Here is a 14,961-nt window from a genome sequence, read left to right on the forward strand (position 1 = left end):
CGCCGCAATATCCGCTTTTGAATAGGCCGGGCGGATGACTCCTTTGCCCACACCCGAGGCACCGAATTCACGCAGCTTGTGCAGATCATCCAGAAAACGCGTGTGATCGACGGCCATGAATCCCTCCGGGCGCAGTTGGTCAGGGCGACCATAGCCAGAAACCGGACAGCTGCGAATGTTTTTCCGGCGAGATCAAGAAACCCCTCTGGTCCCGGCAAGGAACCTGCCCTAAGACTTCGGCGCAAGAGGGAGCGACATGTCACATATCACATTGGTGCGCCACGGGCAGGCAAACACGACAGCGCGCGACGAAGCAAGCTATGACAAGCTGAGCGATCTGGGCCATCAACAGGCCCGCTGGCTGGGCGCGCATCTGCGTGACACCCGCAGCCACTATACACGCGTCTATTGTGGCACCCTGACCCGCCACACCGAGACGGTGGCCAGCATGGAATTGACCGATCCTGTCTGCGACGCACGGCTGAACGAGATCGAGTATTTCACCCTTGCACAGTTGTTCGAAGAACAGCACGGCGTCGAAATCCCGACCGACCGCGAGGGATTTGTCGAACACTTGCCCAAAACCTTCGCGGCCTGGGCCAGTGGAAAGATCGAGAACGCTCCGGAAACCTTCGAGGCGTTTGAAGCCCGCGTCCGCGATGCGCTGCACGAGATCGGGACCGAGGGCGGACCGGCCATCGTCGTGACCTCGGGCGGGTTGATCTCGATGGTGGTGCGGCAGGCGATGGGGTTGGACATCCCGTCGATGGCGCGGGTGGCCCTTGCCATCATGAACACGTCGATGCATCGTCTGCACCCGATTGGCGCGCAGCTGAGCCCGGTCCTGTTCAATGCGGTGCCGCATCTGGAAGCACCTGACCGGCAGTTTGCGCAGACCCACCTGTAGGAAGCAGATTGGAGATCCCCGATGCAGCTTTATTACGCACCCCGAACCATCTCGGTCGCTGTTGCGATTGCTCTGGAAGAGGCCGGACTGGACTATGAAGCAATCAAGCTGGACTTTGCCGATGGGGAACAGACAAAACCGGCCTACAAGCAGATCAATCCCAAGGGGCGCGTTCCGGCGCTGGTGGTCGATGGCGGCATCCTGACCGAGACCGGCGCGTTGCTGGAATATATTGCGGCCAAGGCACCCGAGGCCGGGTTGGTGCCAGCTGATCCGGTCATGGCCGCCCGCATGCGCGAGGTGATGTTCTATCTGGCCTCGACCATGCATGTGAACCACGCCCACAAGCTGCGCGGGCATCGCTGGGCCGACAAGAAATCCAGCTGGAAAGACATGACGGACAAGGTCGCGCAAACGATGACTGCATCTTGCGACTATATCTCGTCAAACGGGTTGCGCGGGTCGTATGTTCTGGGGGACGCGTTCTCTCTGGCCGATGCCTATCTTTATGTGGTTTGCAGCTGGCTGGAAGGCGACGGCGTCGATGTCTCGGCCTTTCCCAGGATCATCGCCTTCCGCGAGGCGATGGAGGCACGGCCTTCGGTTCAGGCGGTGCGCGCTGCCGGGATGCTCTGACAAAAGGAAATAAGATGACACATCTCTGGGTCAGGGCGGAACAGCGCCCGAACGAGGAACGGGTGGGGCTGACACCCGAAGGAGCCGCAGCACTGATCGCCGCAGGTATCCGCGTGACGGTTGAGGAAAGCCATGTCCGCGCCATTCCGATTGATGGCTACAAGGACGCTGGCTGTGCAATCGCGGCTGAGAATTCGTGGCCCGAGGCCCCGCTGGACGCGATCATCTTTGGCCTCAAGGAACTGCCCGAAGATGGCACCCCCCTGCCCCATCGCCACATCATGTTCGGCCATGCCTATAAGGGCCAGCATTCGGGTCGTGCGCTGCTGGAGCGGTTCAAGGCCGGGGGCGGCACGCTTTATGATCTGGAATATCTGGTGAGCGAAGATGGCCGCCGCGTTGCCGCCTTTGGTTACTGGGCCGGGTATGCCGGTGCTGCGGTAACGCTCAAGACGTGGGCGGCACAGCAACGGGGCGAGGCATGCCCGCCGGTTGGGGTGTATGCAGGCAAAGACGTTCTGAACTCTGAATTGCTGGCCGAGTTGGACGCCACCGGAGCCCCACGCCCCCGCGCCATCGTGATCGGTGCACTGGGTCGCGTGGGTACGGGGGCCGCAGACCTGTGCGACGCGATGGGCGTCGACGTCACCAAATGGGACATGGCGGAAACCGCCAGCGGCGGACCGTTTCCGGAAATTCTGGACCACGACCTGTTCCTGAACTGCATCTTCGCGCGCCCCGGAACCCCGGTCTTTGTTCCGCGTGAAGCGTTGACTGCCCCGCGCAACCTGACTGCTATCGGCGATGTCGCCTGCGACCCGGACAGTGATTACAACCCGGTGCCGGTCTATGACCGTGCAACCACATGGGACGCGCCAGCTTTGCGCGTGGCAACCGATCCGGTGATGGACGTGATGGCCATCGATAACCTGCCGTCGATGCTGCCGGTCGAAAGTTCGGAAGATTATGCGGCACAGCTTTTGCCGTCGCTTCTGACCCTGACCGATCTGGACAGCGGCGTCTGGGGTCGGGCAAAAGCAACTTACAAAACACATATCGAAGGGATCTGAGCGATGACGATTCACTGGTGTGGCACCGGCCTGTCGGCCATCCCCGGCCTGCGCCGTCTGATCGAGGGCGGTCACAAGGTCACTGTCTGGAACCGGACGGTCGAAAAAGCCAGGGCCGAGGTTGGGGACCTGACCAACGATATTCGCGCCTTCGACATCGACGCTCTGGGTGGTGTGCTTGAGAAGGGCGACGTGATCGTGTCCATGCTGCCGGGCGACTGGCACGTACCACTGGCAGAACTGGCGATTGCGAAACAGGCCAATTTCGTGTCGTCATCGTATATCGCGCCCGAAATGCGCGCACTGGACGACAAGGCGCGCGAGGCCGGTGTGGCGCTGGTCAACGAAGTTGGTCTGGATCCGGGCATCGACCACCTGATGGCCCATGCACTGGTCGATGACTATCGCGCCTCGGATGCGTTCGATCCGCAAAACCACCTGAGCTTTATTTCGTATTGCGGTGGCATTCCCAAGATCCCGAACCCGTTCCGCTACAAGTTCAGCTGGTCGCCCTTGGGTGTGCTCAAGGCGCTGCGGTCGCCGTCGAAGTCGATCCGCGACTATGCCCCGCTGGACGTTGCCCGTCCGTGGGATGCGATCAGCAGCTATATCGCGCCGCTGCCAACGCCGGAAAGTTTCGAGGTCTATCCCAACCGCGACTCGATCCCGTTCAAGGCGCAGTACCAGTTCGAGGATCACTGGCCAGTCAGAGAATTCGTCCGCGGCACCCTGCGCCTGAACGGTTGGGCGGATGCGTGGTCGGATGTGTTCCGTGAAATCGAAACCCTGTCGGGCCCGGAAGGGGATGCGCGTCTGAAAGAGATGTCTGACCAGTTCTGGAGCGAAAACGCCTATGACGAAGGTGAGCCCGACCGCGTTGTGCTGTGTGTTGGACTGAAAGCCGAGAAAGACGGCGTTCCTGTCTGGCACAAGACCTATGTCATGGACGCCTGGGGCGATGAGCGCGGCACAGCAATGGCGCGTCTGGTATCGATCCCGGTTTCACTTGCCGTCGAGGCCGTTTTGAACCGCGCCATCCCGGCAGGCGTTCACGCAGCCCCGAGCGACCCAAAACTGGTACAGGGCTGGATGGCCGAGATCGACAGGTTGGCCCAGCACTTGCAGATCGTGGATCATACGGCCTGATCGCACGAAAAAAGCCATTCCAGAGTTTCTGGAATGGCTTTCATTGTTCTTCTTCAGGCATGGTAAACTCGTCTGGATTTCTCTGAAGGTATCTTCAAATATAGCGCTCGATGGTGTCTTCGACATCGCTGCGGTTGATGCCAAGCTCTGCCAGCTGATGGTCGGTCAGGCCGTTCAGATGCTGGGCGGCCCGAACGATATCCGGGCTGATGGCTCGAATGCGCATGGCGCGATCAAACAGCAACAAGGCGCTGGCGGCCGGGGTCGGTTGATTGGTCGAGGGGATAAAGTCAAACATACTGATTACCTCACGCAAGGGTTGCGAAACTTTCGGGTCACTGCTGGTAGGGTGCGTTGTGATACACGCTGTGATAAGCGCGCCGACGGATCTGGTCGCGGGGAATGCCGATATCGTTCAGCTGCTTGTCGCTGAGCTTTTCCAGCTTCCGAACGGTTTTTGAGAAAATCTGGCGTCGGAAATGTTCAACTTTTGCGTCGGCATATTTGGCAAAGAGGCCGTCCAAGAGGCCCTTATGAGTGTCAATCGTCTGTGCATGGGTCATTGCTGGTTCCTCCAATATTTGAGTTGCTTGGTTGTGATAGCTTCAAATAAGGGAGGCCACCGTTAAGGCCGCCAGTCGGAATCATTAAAGTTTGTTGAGATGACGCGTGCAGCTATTCGCGACCGGTCTGCCCTACCTGTTCCTCACTTACAGGAGTGCCCGCGCAGCGGAAGGCGCGTTGGCCTTGGTATCCGACGCTGGCGACCAACGCACAAGTCTGTTTTTGGGTGATGCCGCCGAAGGGCCTACATCAGATCGTTTTCTACGTCTTCCGCAGATATTCCCAGTGCGTCCAGACCATTCTCAAGGTGGTCAGACATGTGCGGTGTTCCGATCAGGTAGTCTGCACAGGGGGTCGAAGCCTCGGACTTGGCGGTGGCGATGGCCTCGGCCAGATCTTCCGCGAAAAAGCTCTCGCGCCCGATCCACATGATGGCAACCAGTTCGGCCTGCTCGTCTTCGCTCATGCGGTCGATGAACGCCCGCAATTCGCCCTCGGCCCGGTTCAGTTCGCGGCCCATCATGGCGACCTGGGCGACTTTTCTTGCCGAGATTTCCAACATCTCTTCCACTCCTCGTGTTCGCGGTTGTTACGCCATCACAACCACCGACAGCGGCCTGCGTCTTTGATCTTGAACAAACAGGCGGATCAGCGCCGCGAACAAAATGTCCCGATAAAGTGATCCGGCTTGGGGCGTGCGCCGTAATGTGGTTATGTTTACCCAGACCAATACAGCGACCTTGGACGGACCAGCGGTTGAAACACCCGCCCCTCAACCTTGGCGCATCAACAAACACATCAAGGGTAGGCGGGTGAACGACATCAACGGCAAGCGCGAGACCAGGGCCGAATGGGTGGACCACGTCAGACGCATCCGGGATGCGCAGGATCAGGCGGCATTTGCCGATCTGTTCCAGCACTTCGCGCCGCGTATCAAGGCCTTTCTGATGAAGTCAGGGGCTGATGCCGCCATGGCAGAAGAGTGCGCGCAAGAGGTGATGGCGACCTTGTGGCACAAGGCCCACCTGTTCGATCCGACGCGTGCCACTGTGGCCACGTGGGTGTTCACCATCGCACGGAACAAGCGCATTGACGTGCTGCGCAAGCAACGCCGTCCTGAACCCGAGGATCTGGGTTGGGGTCCCGAGGCAGAGCCCGATCAGGATGACGTCATCGCGCTGCAACAGGAAACCGCGCAACTGCGCACCGCCTTGCAGGCGTTACCGGATGCGCAGCGGGACCTGATCGAGAAGGCGTATTTCGGCGACCTGAGTCACCGGGAAATAGCGTCACAAACCGGATTGCCACTGGGAACAATCAAGTCACGGATACGGCTGGCGCTGGATCGCTTGCGCCACGCGATGAATTGAGATGAGTAAGATGAACAAGTTGATCAAACATCACCTGATAGATGACCTGCTGATGGCCTATGCCGCAGGCAACCTGCCCGAAGCCTTCGATCTGATGGTCGCCACGCATCTGTCCCTATGCGACCACTGCCGTGCGCGCGCAGAAAGCTATGACGCCGTTGGCGGGCAAGTTCTTGACAAGCAGAGTGAGGCAGTCAGCATGAGCGAAACCTCTCTGGCGGCCACGATGGCTTTGATCGCCAAGGGTGCTCCGGCGCCCAAGCCCGTTCGCCCGGGATGTGCAGTTCTGCCGGCCCCGTTGCAGGATTACGTGGGTGGAACAGTCAAGGACATCCGCTGGAGGCCGATTGGCATGGGCGTCAAACAGGCGATCCTGCCGACCACTAAAGACGCCACCGCCCGATTGCTGTTCATCCCAGCCGGTGCCGCCGTACCGGATCATGGCCATAACGGCATGGAGCTGACAATGGTTCTGCAAGGGGCTTTCTCGGACGAGGTTGACCGCTTTGCCCGCGGCGATGTCGAGATCGCTGACGAGGATCTTGAACATACGCCTGTGGCGGATATCTCGGAAGACTGCATTTGTCTGGCGGTTACGGATGCGCCGCTGAAATTCAACAAGCTGATGCCGCGCCTGTTCCAGCCCTTTCTGCGTATCTGAACGCTTGCAGGCGCTGGCCCATCAGAACCGGCCCGGTGCCGGTTCAGTTTTTCAACAGGATCCTCAGCCTTCGTGACGCGCCAGAGGTACAACCTCTGTTTCAGTATCGGGCGCGATTTCTTCGAAGTCGAAATTATCCAACCGCTGCGCCCGGCGGCCGGCCTTTTCGGCACTGATCTTGATTTCCGAGATATCCTTGGCCGCCTGACCGAAGTGACGGTCGAGGTTTGAAACGCGGTCACCCAGACGGTCCACATCCTTGTGCAGCAATCCCAGTTCTTTGCGGATCGCACCGGCCTGTTCACGCATGCGCGCATCTTTAAGGATCGCCCGCATCGTGTTCAGCGTGGCCATGCAGGTGGTGGGAGAGACGATCCAGACCCGTGCGGAGAACCCTTCGCGCACCACATCGGGCAAGCGGGCGTGCAGCTCGGCATAGATCGCTTCGGACGGGACGAACATCAGGGCACCGTCAGCGGTTTCCCCTTCGAGGATGTATTTCTCGGAAATGGCCTTGATATGCACTTTCACGGCAGCGCCAAAAGCCCGCAGGCATCTTTCAACATCTGCCTTGGTCTGCGCGGCGGCAAGTGCTTCGAAATCCTCAAGCGGGAATTTCGCGTCAATCACGATCGGGCCAGGCGGGTTAGGCAGATGCACCAGGCAATCCGCGCGCCTGCCGTTCGACAAGGTGGCTTGCAGCGAATAGCTGTCCGCGGGCAGTGCCTTGGACACGATATCGTTCAGCTGAATCTCACCAAACATCCCGCGCCGCTGCTTGTTCGACAGGATATCCTGAAGGCTGAGAACATCGCCCGAAAGTTTCGTGATATTGTCCTGCGCCTTGTCGATGGCGGCCAGACGTTCCTGCAGCTGCGTCAGTGATGTCGCCGTCTGTTTTGACGAACCGTGCAGGGTTTCCTTCATCCGTTCCTGCATCTCGGCCAGCGCGCGGGCCGATTTCATCGCGTTATCCGCCAGCCGGTCATTCATCTGCTGCTGGACCGAGGACAAGCGTGCCTCGACCGTCTGGATCACCTGTACCTGCGCGTTGGCTTGCGTGTCCGAAACATGCTGCAAGCCGCCGCGCAACTGTTCCTGCCCCTGTCCCAGCTGCTGCACATGCTGACCCAGAAGCGCCATCTGCCGCGCCAGCGGTTCCGCCATCCGGGCCGAGCGATTAGCGGCGCGCAACGACAGGAACAGCAGTAGCAGGATCAGCGCAACTGTTCCGCCCACGATAAGAACAACCGGGTCATCCAGTGCATATTCTGTTCCTGCAATCTTGATCATGTCGCCTCGAATGTTCTTGTTTTATTCTTACTAACCTGCAGTGGCCAATGGATCAACTGCGCCCGAACAGGCGTTCGATATCGCTTAGCTTCAGTTCCACATATGTTGGTCGCCCGTGATTGCACTGGCCGGAATGCGGCGTCGTCTCCATCTCGCGCAGCAGCGCGTTCATTTCCTCGGCCCGCATACGGCGGCCGGACCGAACCGAGCCGTGGCAGGCAACCCGGCTGAGAATCGCCTCGATCCTTGCCTGCACCATCTGGCTTTCGCCCTGATCGGCCAGTTCGTCGAGGATATCCAGGATCATCGCGCGCGCATCGACCTCGCCCAGAATGGCCGGAGTTTCGCGCACGGCAATGGCGCCTCCGCCAAAGGGTTCGATGGTCAGACCCAAACGGGACAGATCATCACAGACAGCCATCAGACGGGCGCAGTCACCTTCGGACAACTCAACAATCTCAGGGATCAAAAGCGCCTGCGCCGCAACGCCCGTCTCGGCCATCTGTGTTTTCAGCTTTTCATAGACCAGCCGTTCATGCGCGGCGTGCTGATCAACGATCACCATTCCATCGGCAGTCTGGGCGATGATGTAGTTTTCATGCACCTGTCCGCGCGCGGCGCCCAGTGGAAGATTCTGGGCATCAGACTCCTGACCCTGCGAAGCGGCTGCAACCGGGATCGGATCGACAATGCTGCCGCTGTAATCATGCGCCAGTTCCGCAAAACCCGGAGCCTGTGCCCGGTACGCGGCCTGGCGCGCTGCAGGCGACGGGCGATCCATCTGATAGACCCGCGCTGGTGCAGACTGCGCGGGTTCCGGTCGCATTGCACCCAAGGTCGCATTGGCCACGGTCGAGGACGCGCGATGCCCGGCCTCTGCCAAAGCGTGGCGCAGGCTGGATACGATAAGCCCGCGCGCAACGCCGGGATCGCGGAACCGGACCTCGGACTTGGCAGGGTGAACGTTCACGTCAACCAATGTCGGGTCGCAGTCGATGAACAATGCCGCAGCCGGGTGACGGTCCCGGCTTAGGAAATCGAAATAAGCCGCCCGTAAAGCGCCGGTCAGCATCTTGTCGCGCACGGGACGCCCGTTGACAAAAAGGTACTGCGCCACCGCAGCGCCACGGGAATAGGTCGGCAGGGCCGCATAGCCAAAAAGCCTGAGGCCGTCGCGCGAGGCATCGACCCGCAGCGCATTCTCAGCAAACTCGCGCCCGATCACACGGGCAAGACGGGCGTGCAAGGCGTCAAACAGGTCGCCATTCTCGCGATCCGCGCGGAAGATCACGCGGCCTACGCCACCGCCCGAGACATCGCGCAGGGTAAATGTGACGGATGGCTCAGCCATCGCCAGCCGCTTCACCATGTCCGTGATCGCCTGCGCCTCGGCCCGATCGGTGCGCATGAATTTCAGCCGGGCGGGGGTGGCGAAGAACAGATCGCGCAGCTCGACCACCGTGCCCGCGCGCAGGGCGGTAGGCTTGACCGAACCCATCTTGCCACCCGCGACATGGATCTGCGCCGCATCCAGACCCGGCGCACGGCTGGTTATGGTCAGGCGTCCGACAGCCCCCAACGAAGGCAAGGCTTCGCCTCGAAACCCGAAGGTGTGGATATTCAGCAGATCCGATCCGTCGATCTTTGATGTGGCATGGCGCGACAGGGCAAGCGGCAAATCTTCAGCCGGGATACCGCACCCATCGTCGGTCACGCGGATCAGCGTCTTTCCCCCGTCGGCGATTTCGACGGCTACACGCGTGGCCCCGGCATCCAGTGCATTCTCGACCAGTTCCTTGACGGCCGAGGCCGGGCGTTCCACCACTTCACCCGCCGCAATACGGTTGATCGCAGCATCGTCAAGCTGTCTGATCACGGGGCGATTTTCGCTGATATTGGGGTTTGTCTGCGCCATACCCCTAGACCTAGCACAACCGCGCACGATTCTACCACCGGTTTGAGCATGTCTTCTGTTCGGAAAGGGGCACCCGGATAGCTGTGAATGAATCCCATTCCGTACCATCCGGGCGTACCAAAGTGAGTGGTGTGTTCAGCCAGTCAATGGGCAGCCCTCTAGCATGAGACTTCCCAAAAATCTGCTTAAGATTAACCTTAACGGCATCTGGGCAGAGTTTGGCCGATGACGCTCGGGCATCTGCGGCAGGAAAATGCCGTCTCAGGCTGATGTCTGAACACCAACACGTGTGCGGCATGGGCCAAACATGGCCGCCAGCGCCAGGATCAGCCCGGACATCGTTGCGATCATCCCTGCCGCACTGACCGCATCCGCTGCGCCCAGCCACAGGGGCCCGTATCCTGCCAGCACATACCCTGTCACGGCAGAGGTTATAGCGATCACGACGCTCCAGCCAATCTGCGCCTCAAGCCGGTTGGTCAGCATCCGCGCGGCTGCCGGAGGGCAGATAAACATCGCGATCACGATGATCGAGCCTACCGCGTCAAAAGCGGCAACCGCCGCGATAGCCGCAGTGATGACGAGCGCCATGCCCAGAAGTCCCGTGCGAATACCAATCGTGCGGGCGAAACCTTCGTCAAAGGTGGATATTTTCAGCGGTCGCCAGAACAGCCATGTAAACAGCATCACACCCACCAGTGTCAGCGCAATACGGGGCAGTTCCGGGGGCAATCCGGCAAGGGCCTGAGCGTCCAGCAGCGAGGACCACCCGGTCGCGTCCAGCCAGATCAGGCTTTCGAGATTGCCGTAAAGCGCATGTTCCACATCCAGATGCACGGTTGACGTATCCGTCTGCTCAAGCAGCAGGACGCCTGCCGCGAACATGGTGGTAAAAACCACGCCCATGGCGGCCCCGGGTTCGATCTGCCCCAGTCGGCGAATCGCCTCGATCAGGACCACGGCCAGAACCGCGGCCCCGGCCGCGCCCAACATCATCGGCCAGGTGGATATGGCCCCTGTCAGCAGGAACGCGACAACGATACCCGGCAGCACTACATGGCTGATCGCATCGCCGATCAGCGCCTGTTTTCGCAACACAAGAAAGTTGCCGGGCAAGGCACAGGCGATGGCCGCAAATGTTCCGATCAGCAGCGGCGTCAGAGACAGCGGGACGAATTCTTCACCACTCATGCCGGTATCCCTTGCGGTCCGCCAATCTGGCGGTCGATCTCATCAATCTGGTCCCGTGTCAGAACGGTTTCGATATCGCGCAACCCGTCATAGAGCGCAGCTGTCGCCTCGTGCGCCTGATCGGCACGCACGATTTCCCATCGCTTTTCATCCCGCAGGGCTTTGGCCGCGCGGGCCTTGCCGGTGTCCGTCGCCACGCCATCCGCCCGGACCAGCCCGGCACGCCGCAGCAAACGCAAGGTCAGGGGCTCATAGATCTTCTGCCCTTGCGCCATCGCCAGAAGCCCCTGACGAATATGCACTCGGCGCTGAAACCGCAGATGCCGCAGCACTGCCGCCAGAACGCCGCGCATCGGGGCGAAGAAGAGGGAGGCGAGGAAAAAGGCAAAGCTGACCAGCACGATAATCGGGCCGGTTGGAAGATTGGGCGCAGATGCGGATATGGCAGCGCCGATATATCCGGCCAGACCACCGGCCAGCCCGGCCAACAGAACAACGCGTTCCGAGCGGTCAGACCAGAACCGGGCGGTCACTGCCGGAATGATCAGCAAAGCCACGATCAGGATCAGGCCGACGATTTTCAGGCCGACCACGGTCACGGCCATGACCAGCCCCATCATGGCCAGATCGATACGATGCACCGGCAACCCGCGCGCCGCTGCATATTCGGGATCGAATGCGACAAGGGTCATCGGACGGCGGATGATCAGCACCAGAGCCAAGGTCAAGGCTCCACCAAGTGCGATGATCACCGCATCGGCCCACAGCATTCCGGCGGTCGAACCCAACAGGAAACCTTCCAGCCCGGCCTGACGGCCAACCCCCATGGTTTGGATGACCGTCAGCAGTACGATTCCAAAGCCGAAGAACACAGACAGGATCGCACCGATCGCGGCGTCCTCAGCCAGGCGGGTACGCCGTGTCAGCCAGTTCATGCACAACAGACCAACCCAGGCTGAAATAGCGGACCCCACCAGCAGGCCCGGCAGGTTACGCCCGTCCCCGCCCAGTGCGACCAGCACCATGAAAGCGATACAGACGCCCGGCAGGGTTGCATGGCTGATTGCGTCGCTGACAAGGGCGCGCTTGCGCAGAAACAGGAATGTCCCCGTTACGCCCGCCGACACGCCCAGCAATGTCGCACCGATGGCAACCAGCGTGGCGTTATAGCCAAGCTGAAGGGTCAGAGCATCCCAAAGCATGAGTTATCCCAGCGCGCGTGAAATCTGATCGATCTGGGCCGTTGCCAACCTGCCACCATAGGCCGATTGCAGCGTTTCCGCAGTGAAAGCCTCGGCCACTGAACCCTCGGCCACCTTGCGGGTGTTGATCAGGAAAACGTGGTCGAAATAGTCGGTCACGGTGGCCAGATCGTGATGCACGACAACGACTGTCTTACTGGCCTCTTTCAGTGATTTCAGCACCGCGATGATGGCTTTTTCGGTGGCGGCGTCGACACCGGCAAACGGCTCGTCCAGTAGATACAGATCAGCATCCTGAGCCAGAGCACGCGCCAGAAACACACGCTGTTGCTGGCCACCGGACAGCTGGCCAATCTGGCGATCCGCGAAATCGCGCATTCCGACACGGTTCAGGCAATCCATCGCACGGGCCTTGTGGCGCGCGCGCAAGCGGCCCAACAGGCCCAGTTCACGCGACAGACCCATCAGAACCACGTCGATCACCCGTGTCGGGAAATCCCAGTCCACACTGGCACGCTGGGGAACATAGGCAACACGTGCGCGTTGCGAATTCAGCGGCTGACCAAATACTGTCACCTGCCCCGACAATGGCGTAACGATGCCCAGCGCCGCCTTGAGCAGCGTTGATTTTCCAGCGCCGTTTGGCCCGATAATGGCGGTCATCGCGCCGGGCGTAACCGTCATATCAACCGAAAAGACCGCAGGTTTCTGTCCGTAGGAAACCGTCAGCCCCCGCACAGCCAGAGGGCTGTTATCCAGGTTTTGTTCCTGGACCGTCACACCTTCGTTGCTGATCAGCCCCAGCATCTCTCAGAACCCCGCTGACAGTTTGCCGTTCATGCCGCGATCGGGAACTTCTCCGCCCAATGCGCCTGCGATAACGGTGATATTGTGGTCCAGCATCCCGATATAAGTGCCTTCATAGGTGCCATCCTCGCCCATGGCATCCGAGAACAACTCGCCCCCGACCTTCACCTCGTGCCCTTTGGCTGCGGCCCCTTCGATCAGCGCGCGGATCGACCGGTCAGAAACCGAGCTTTCGACGAAGACCGCCGTGATCCTGCGATCAACCAACAGGTCAACCAGCTCTCCGATCCGGTTCAGGCCCGCCTCGGATTGGGTCGAGATGCCCTGAATGCCCAGAACCTCGAACCCGAAACTTTCACCGAAATAACCAAAGGCGTCGTGGGCGGTGACCAGAACCTTGTTGTGATCCGGTACGGTGGACAGGGTTTTCTCGGCATAGGCCGTCAGACGGTCTATGTCGGCCAGATGGGCTTGTGCATTCGCAGCAAAAACCTCGGCTGCTTCGGGGCGTGCCTCGGTCAGGGCGCGCTGCACCTCTACAACAACCTCGCGCCACAGCACGGGCGTCATCCATAGATGCGGATCATACTTGTCGGCATAATTGTCGTGCGCGCGCAGCCTGGACTTGTCTACGCCTTCTGCAACCGCAATAACGGTCCGTTTCCGCTCAAGATCATGAAAGAAGTCTTCCATTTGCGCTTCGAGATACAGGCCGTGCCACAGAACCAGGTCTGCTCGTGTCATCGCCACAATATCGCTGCGCGTCTGGCGATAGGCATGGGGATCAACGCCGGGGCCCATAAGCCCTCTGACCTCAACCAGATCACCACCGACCTGAAGCGCCGCATCTGCAATCATGCCCGTTGTGGCCACCACTTTCAGCGGTGCCCCGGCAAACGCCATGGCTGGCACCGAAAGGGCCAGAGCCAAAAATGCAAGGCAATGCCGACGAATCATTTCCAACCTCGATTTAGATACGTGTTGGATCAAATATGAGAACCATTCGCAACTAAGTCAACGCTAATGAGAATTATTCGCAAGAAAACCTCAATTATTTGTCCAAATGGTCAAAAATATTCGATCATTGCGCCGGAACACCTTCCATTCCCGGGCCACCCGTGCGATTTTGTCGCAAACCTCCCAAAGGACGTAACCATGGATACGCAGAGCTCAGAAAGCCCCGTGCGCACCGCGCATCTGCCGCAAGTAACCGAACCCCGGAACCCCGGAATGGAACTGGATCTGGACTGGGTGCGCGCCGTTCAGGCCAATACTTCCGCGATTGAACGCCGTGCGGCCACATTGCCGGGCCGCCGTTCGGTCAAGAAGGAATATCAGGCTGCGTGGCTGCTGAAAGCCATCACGATGATCGACCTGACCACGCTGTCGGGCGATGATACGGTGGGCCGTGTGCGCCGCCTGTGTGCAAAGGCCCGTCAGCCGGTTGCGCCTTCAGTCCTTCAGGCGCTGGACATGCCGCCGATCACGACCGGGGCGGTTTGTGTCTATCACGACATGATCGAAACCGCCGTGGACGCCCTGAAAGGCACTGGCATTCCGGTCGCTGCCGTGTCCACCGGCTTTCCCGCAGGCCTGTCCCCGTTCCATCTGCGCGTGGCCGAGATCGAGGAAAGCGTGAAGGCCGGGGCCGAGGAAATCGACATCGTAATCTCACGCCGTCACGTGCTGTCGGGGAACTGGCAGGCCCTGTATGATGAGATGAAGGCGTTCCGCGTGGCTTGTGGCGATGCCCATGTCAAAGCCATTCTTGCGACCGGAGAATTGGGTAGCCTGCGCAATGTCGCGCGCGCCTCGCTGGTGTGCATGATGGCCGGGGCGGATTTCATCAAGACCTCGACCGGCAAGGAAAGCGTCAACGCCACCCTGCCCGTGTCGCTGGTGATGATCCGCGCGATCCGCGATTACTATGACCGCACCGGATATCGGGTCGGCTACAAGCCTGCGGGTGGTATTTCGAAAGCCAAGGACGCGCTGGTTTATCTGTCGCTGATCAAGGACGAGCTGGGTGACCGCTGGCTGGAACCGGATCTGTTCCGCTTTGGCGCCTCATCGTTGCTGGGCGATATCGAGCGGCAGTTGGAACACTATGTCACCGGGGCTTACTCGGCTGGTTACAGGCATTCGATGGGATAAAACATGGCAAGTGGTCGAGAAAAAACACTTCCTTGGGTATTTGAC

General features: G+C 60.1%; 16 protein-coding genes. 7 read left to right on the plus strand and 9 right to left on the minus strand.

Features of this window, described 5'->3' with window-relative positions; translation table 11 throughout:
* Window positions 1–256: 256 nt before the first annotated feature.
* Genes AC2FLZ_RS07340 through AC2FLZ_RS07355 form a run of 4 tightly spaced genes read left to right on the plus strand, consistent with a single transcriptional unit; the run spans window position 257 to window position 3,759 of the window.
* Window positions 257–907, plus strand: a complete 651-nt coding sequence (locus AC2FLZ_RS07340) for a histidine phosphatase family protein (protein WP_480517941.1) — start codon at window positions 257–259, stop codon at window positions 905–907.
* Window positions 908–928: 21 nt separating this feature from the next.
* The gene (locus AC2FLZ_RS07345; RefSeq protein ID WP_480517943.1) at window positions 929–1,543 is read left to right on the plus strand and encodes a glutathione S-transferase family protein; all 615 of its coding nucleotides are present in this window, start codon (window positions 929–931) and stop codon (window positions 1,541–1,543) included.
* Between the two features lie 14 nt (window positions 1,544–1,557).
* The gene (locus AC2FLZ_RS07350; protein ID WP_496882017.1) at window positions 1,558–2,613 is read left to right on the plus strand and encodes a saccharopine dehydrogenase; all 1,056 of its coding nucleotides are present in this window, start codon (window positions 1,558–1,560) and stop codon (window positions 2,611–2,613) included.
* 3 nt (window positions 2,614–2,616) lie between these two features.
* Window positions 2,617–3,759, plus strand: coding sequence for a saccharopine dehydrogenase family protein (locus AC2FLZ_RS07355; RefSeq protein ID WP_480554422.1), 1,143 nt, complete (start codon window positions 2,617–2,619; stop codon window positions 3,757–3,759).
* Between the two features lie 94 nt (window positions 3,760–3,853).
* Here AC2FLZ_RS07355 and AC2FLZ_RS07360 read toward each other — a convergent pair whose 3' ends face one another.
* The 3 genes from AC2FLZ_RS07360 to AC2FLZ_RS07370 form a co-directional block, all read right to left on the minus strand.
* Window positions 3,854–4,057, minus strand: a complete 204-nt coding sequence (locus AC2FLZ_RS07360; protein ID WP_480474216.1) for a DUF1127 domain-containing protein — start codon at window positions 4,055–4,057, stop codon at window positions 3,854–3,856.
* Between the two features lie 37 nt (window positions 4,058–4,094).
* Window positions 4,095–4,322 (minus strand): DUF1127 domain-containing protein, encoded by a 228-nt coding sequence (locus AC2FLZ_RS07365; RefSeq protein WP_480474217.1) that lies wholly within the window; start codon window positions 4,320–4,322, stop codon window positions 4,095–4,097.
* Window positions 4,323–4,567: 245 nt separating this feature from the next.
* Window positions 4,568–4,885: a DUF3775 domain-containing protein gene (locus AC2FLZ_RS07370; RefSeq protein ID WP_209505065.1), complete on the minus strand. Its 318-nt coding sequence runs from the start codon at window positions 4,883–4,885 to the stop codon at window positions 4,568–4,570.
* Window positions 4,886–5,036: 151 nt separating this feature from the next.
* On the opposite strand from AC2FLZ_RS07370, the gene AC2FLZ_RS07375 reads away from it, so the two are divergent.
* Both AC2FLZ_RS07375 and AC2FLZ_RS07380 read left to right on the plus strand, forming a co-directional pair.
* A complete protein-coding gene (locus AC2FLZ_RS07375; protein ID WP_480517947.1) occupies window positions 5,037–5,693 on the plus strand; it encodes a sigma-70 family RNA polymerase sigma factor in 657 nt (218 codons plus the stop codon).
* 10 nt (window positions 5,694–5,703) lie between these two features.
* Window positions 5,704–6,354 carry a ChrR family anti-sigma-E factor gene (locus AC2FLZ_RS07380; protein WP_480554421.1) on the plus strand — a complete coding sequence of 217 codons (651 nt, stop codon included), beginning with the start codon at window positions 5,704–5,706 and terminating at the stop codon, window positions 6,352–6,354.
* 63 nt (window positions 6,355–6,417) lie between these two features.
* Here AC2FLZ_RS07380 and AC2FLZ_RS07385 read toward each other — a convergent pair whose 3' ends face one another.
* The 6 genes from AC2FLZ_RS07385 to AC2FLZ_RS07410 all read right to left on the minus strand — a co-directional run bounded on the left by AC2FLZ_RS07385 (window position 6,418) and on the right by AC2FLZ_RS07410 (window position 13,719).
* A complete protein-coding gene (locus AC2FLZ_RS07385) occupies window positions 6,418–7,647 on the minus strand; it encodes a DNA recombination protein RmuC (RefSeq protein ID WP_480517951.1) in 1,230 nt (409 codons plus the stop codon).
* 52 nt (window positions 7,648–7,699) lie between these two features.
* The gene (gene mutL / locus AC2FLZ_RS07390; RefSeq protein WP_496882018.1) at window positions 7,700–9,562 is read right to left on the minus strand and encodes a DNA mismatch repair endonuclease MutL; all 1,863 of its coding nucleotides are present in this window, start codon (window positions 9,560–9,562) and stop codon (window positions 7,700–7,702) included.
* A gap of 261 nt (window positions 9,563–9,823) precedes the next feature.
* Window positions 9,824–10,753 carry a metal ABC transporter permease gene (locus AC2FLZ_RS07395; protein ID WP_480474222.1) on the minus strand — a complete coding sequence of 310 codons (930 nt, stop codon included), beginning with the start codon at window positions 10,751–10,753 and terminating at the stop codon, window positions 9,824–9,826.
* On the minus strand, window positions 10,750–11,955 hold the full coding sequence (locus tag AC2FLZ_RS07400) for a metal ABC transporter permease (RefSeq protein ID WP_480493931.1): 1,206 nt from the start codon (window positions 11,953–11,955) through the stop codon (window positions 10,750–10,752). The genes AC2FLZ_RS07395 and AC2FLZ_RS07400 overlap by 4 nt, the downstream gene beginning before the upstream one ends.
* 3 nt (window positions 11,956–11,958) lie before the next feature.
* Window positions 11,959–12,762, minus strand: a complete 804-nt coding sequence (locus AC2FLZ_RS07405; protein WP_480474224.1) for a metal ABC transporter ATP-binding protein — start codon at window positions 12,760–12,762, stop codon at window positions 11,959–11,961.
* 3 nt (window positions 12,763–12,765) lie between these two features.
* Entirely contained in the window at window positions 12,766–13,719 is a 954-nt protein-coding gene (locus tag AC2FLZ_RS07410) for a metal ABC transporter solute-binding protein, Zn/Mn family (protein WP_496882019.1), read from the minus strand.
* 198 nt (window positions 13,720–13,917) lie between these two features.
* On the opposite strand from AC2FLZ_RS07410, the gene deoC reads away from it, so the two are divergent.
* Window positions 13,918–14,916 carry a deoxyribose-phosphate aldolase gene (deoC, locus tag AC2FLZ_RS07415; protein WP_496882020.1) on the plus strand — a complete coding sequence of 333 codons (999 nt, stop codon included), beginning with the start codon at window positions 13,918–13,920 and terminating at the stop codon, window positions 14,914–14,916.
* The last annotated feature ends 45 nt before the right edge of the window (window positions 14,917–14,961 follow it).

Source organism: Ruegeria sp. YKSF131, assembly GCF_059612645.1.

Bases quoted from the DNA above. Each gene is read 5' to 3' on its own strand.
- AC2FLZ_RS07340 (WP_480517941.1), top strand. From the start codon at position 257: ATGTCACATATCACATTGGTGCGCCACGGGCAGGCAAACACGACAGCG.
- AC2FLZ_RS07345 (WP_480517943.1), top strand. From the start codon at position 929: ATGCAGCTTTATTACGCACCCCGAACCATCTCGGTCGCTGTTGCGATT.
- AC2FLZ_RS07350 (WP_496882017.1), top strand. From the start codon at position 1,558: ATGACACATCTCTGGGTCAGGGCGGAACAGCGCCCGAACGAGGAACGG.
- AC2FLZ_RS07355 (WP_480554422.1), top strand. From the start codon at position 2,617: ATGACGATTCACTGGTGTGGCACCGGCCTGTCGGCCATCCCCGGCCTG.
- AC2FLZ_RS07360 (WP_480474216.1), bottom strand. From the start codon at position 4,057: ATGTTTGACTTTATCCCCTCGACCAATCAACCGACCCCGGCCGCCAGC.
- AC2FLZ_RS07365 (WP_480474217.1), bottom strand. From the start codon at position 4,322: ATGACCCATGCACAGACGATTGACACTCATAAGGGCCTCTTGGACGGC.
- AC2FLZ_RS07370 (WP_209505065.1), bottom strand. From the start codon at position 4,885: ATGTTGGAAATCTCGGCAAGAAAAGTCGCCCAGGTCGCCATGATGGGC.
- AC2FLZ_RS07375 (WP_480517947.1), top strand. From the start codon at position 5,037: ATGTTTACCCAGACCAATACAGCGACCTTGGACGGACCAGCGGTTGAA.
- AC2FLZ_RS07380 (WP_480554421.1), top strand. From the start codon at position 5,704: ATGAACAAGTTGATCAAACATCACCTGATAGATGACCTGCTGATGGCC.
- AC2FLZ_RS07385 (WP_480517951.1), bottom strand. From the start codon at position 7,647: ATGATCAAGATTGCAGGAACAGAATATGCACTGGATGACCCGGTTGTT.
- mutL (WP_496882018.1), bottom strand. From the start codon at position 9,562: ATGGCGCAGACAAACCCCAATATCAGCGAAAATCGCCCCGTGATCAGA.
- AC2FLZ_RS07395 (WP_480474222.1), bottom strand. From the start codon at position 10,753: ATGAGTGGTGAAGAATTCGTCCCGCTGTCTCTGACGCCGCTGCTGATC.
- AC2FLZ_RS07400 (WP_480493931.1), bottom strand. From the start codon at position 11,955: ATGCTTTGGGATGCTCTGACCCTTCAGCTTGGCTATAACGCCACGCTG.
- AC2FLZ_RS07405 (WP_480474224.1), bottom strand. From the start codon at position 12,762: ATGCTGGGGCTGATCAGCAACGAAGGTGTGACGGTCCAGGAACAAAAC.
- AC2FLZ_RS07410 (WP_496882019.1), bottom strand. From the start codon at position 13,719: ATGATTCGTCGGCATTGCCTTGCATTTTTGGCTCTGGCCCTTTCGGTG.
- deoC (WP_496882020.1), top strand. From the start codon at position 13,918: ATGGATACGCAGAGCTCAGAAAGCCCCGTGCGCACCGCGCATCTGCCG.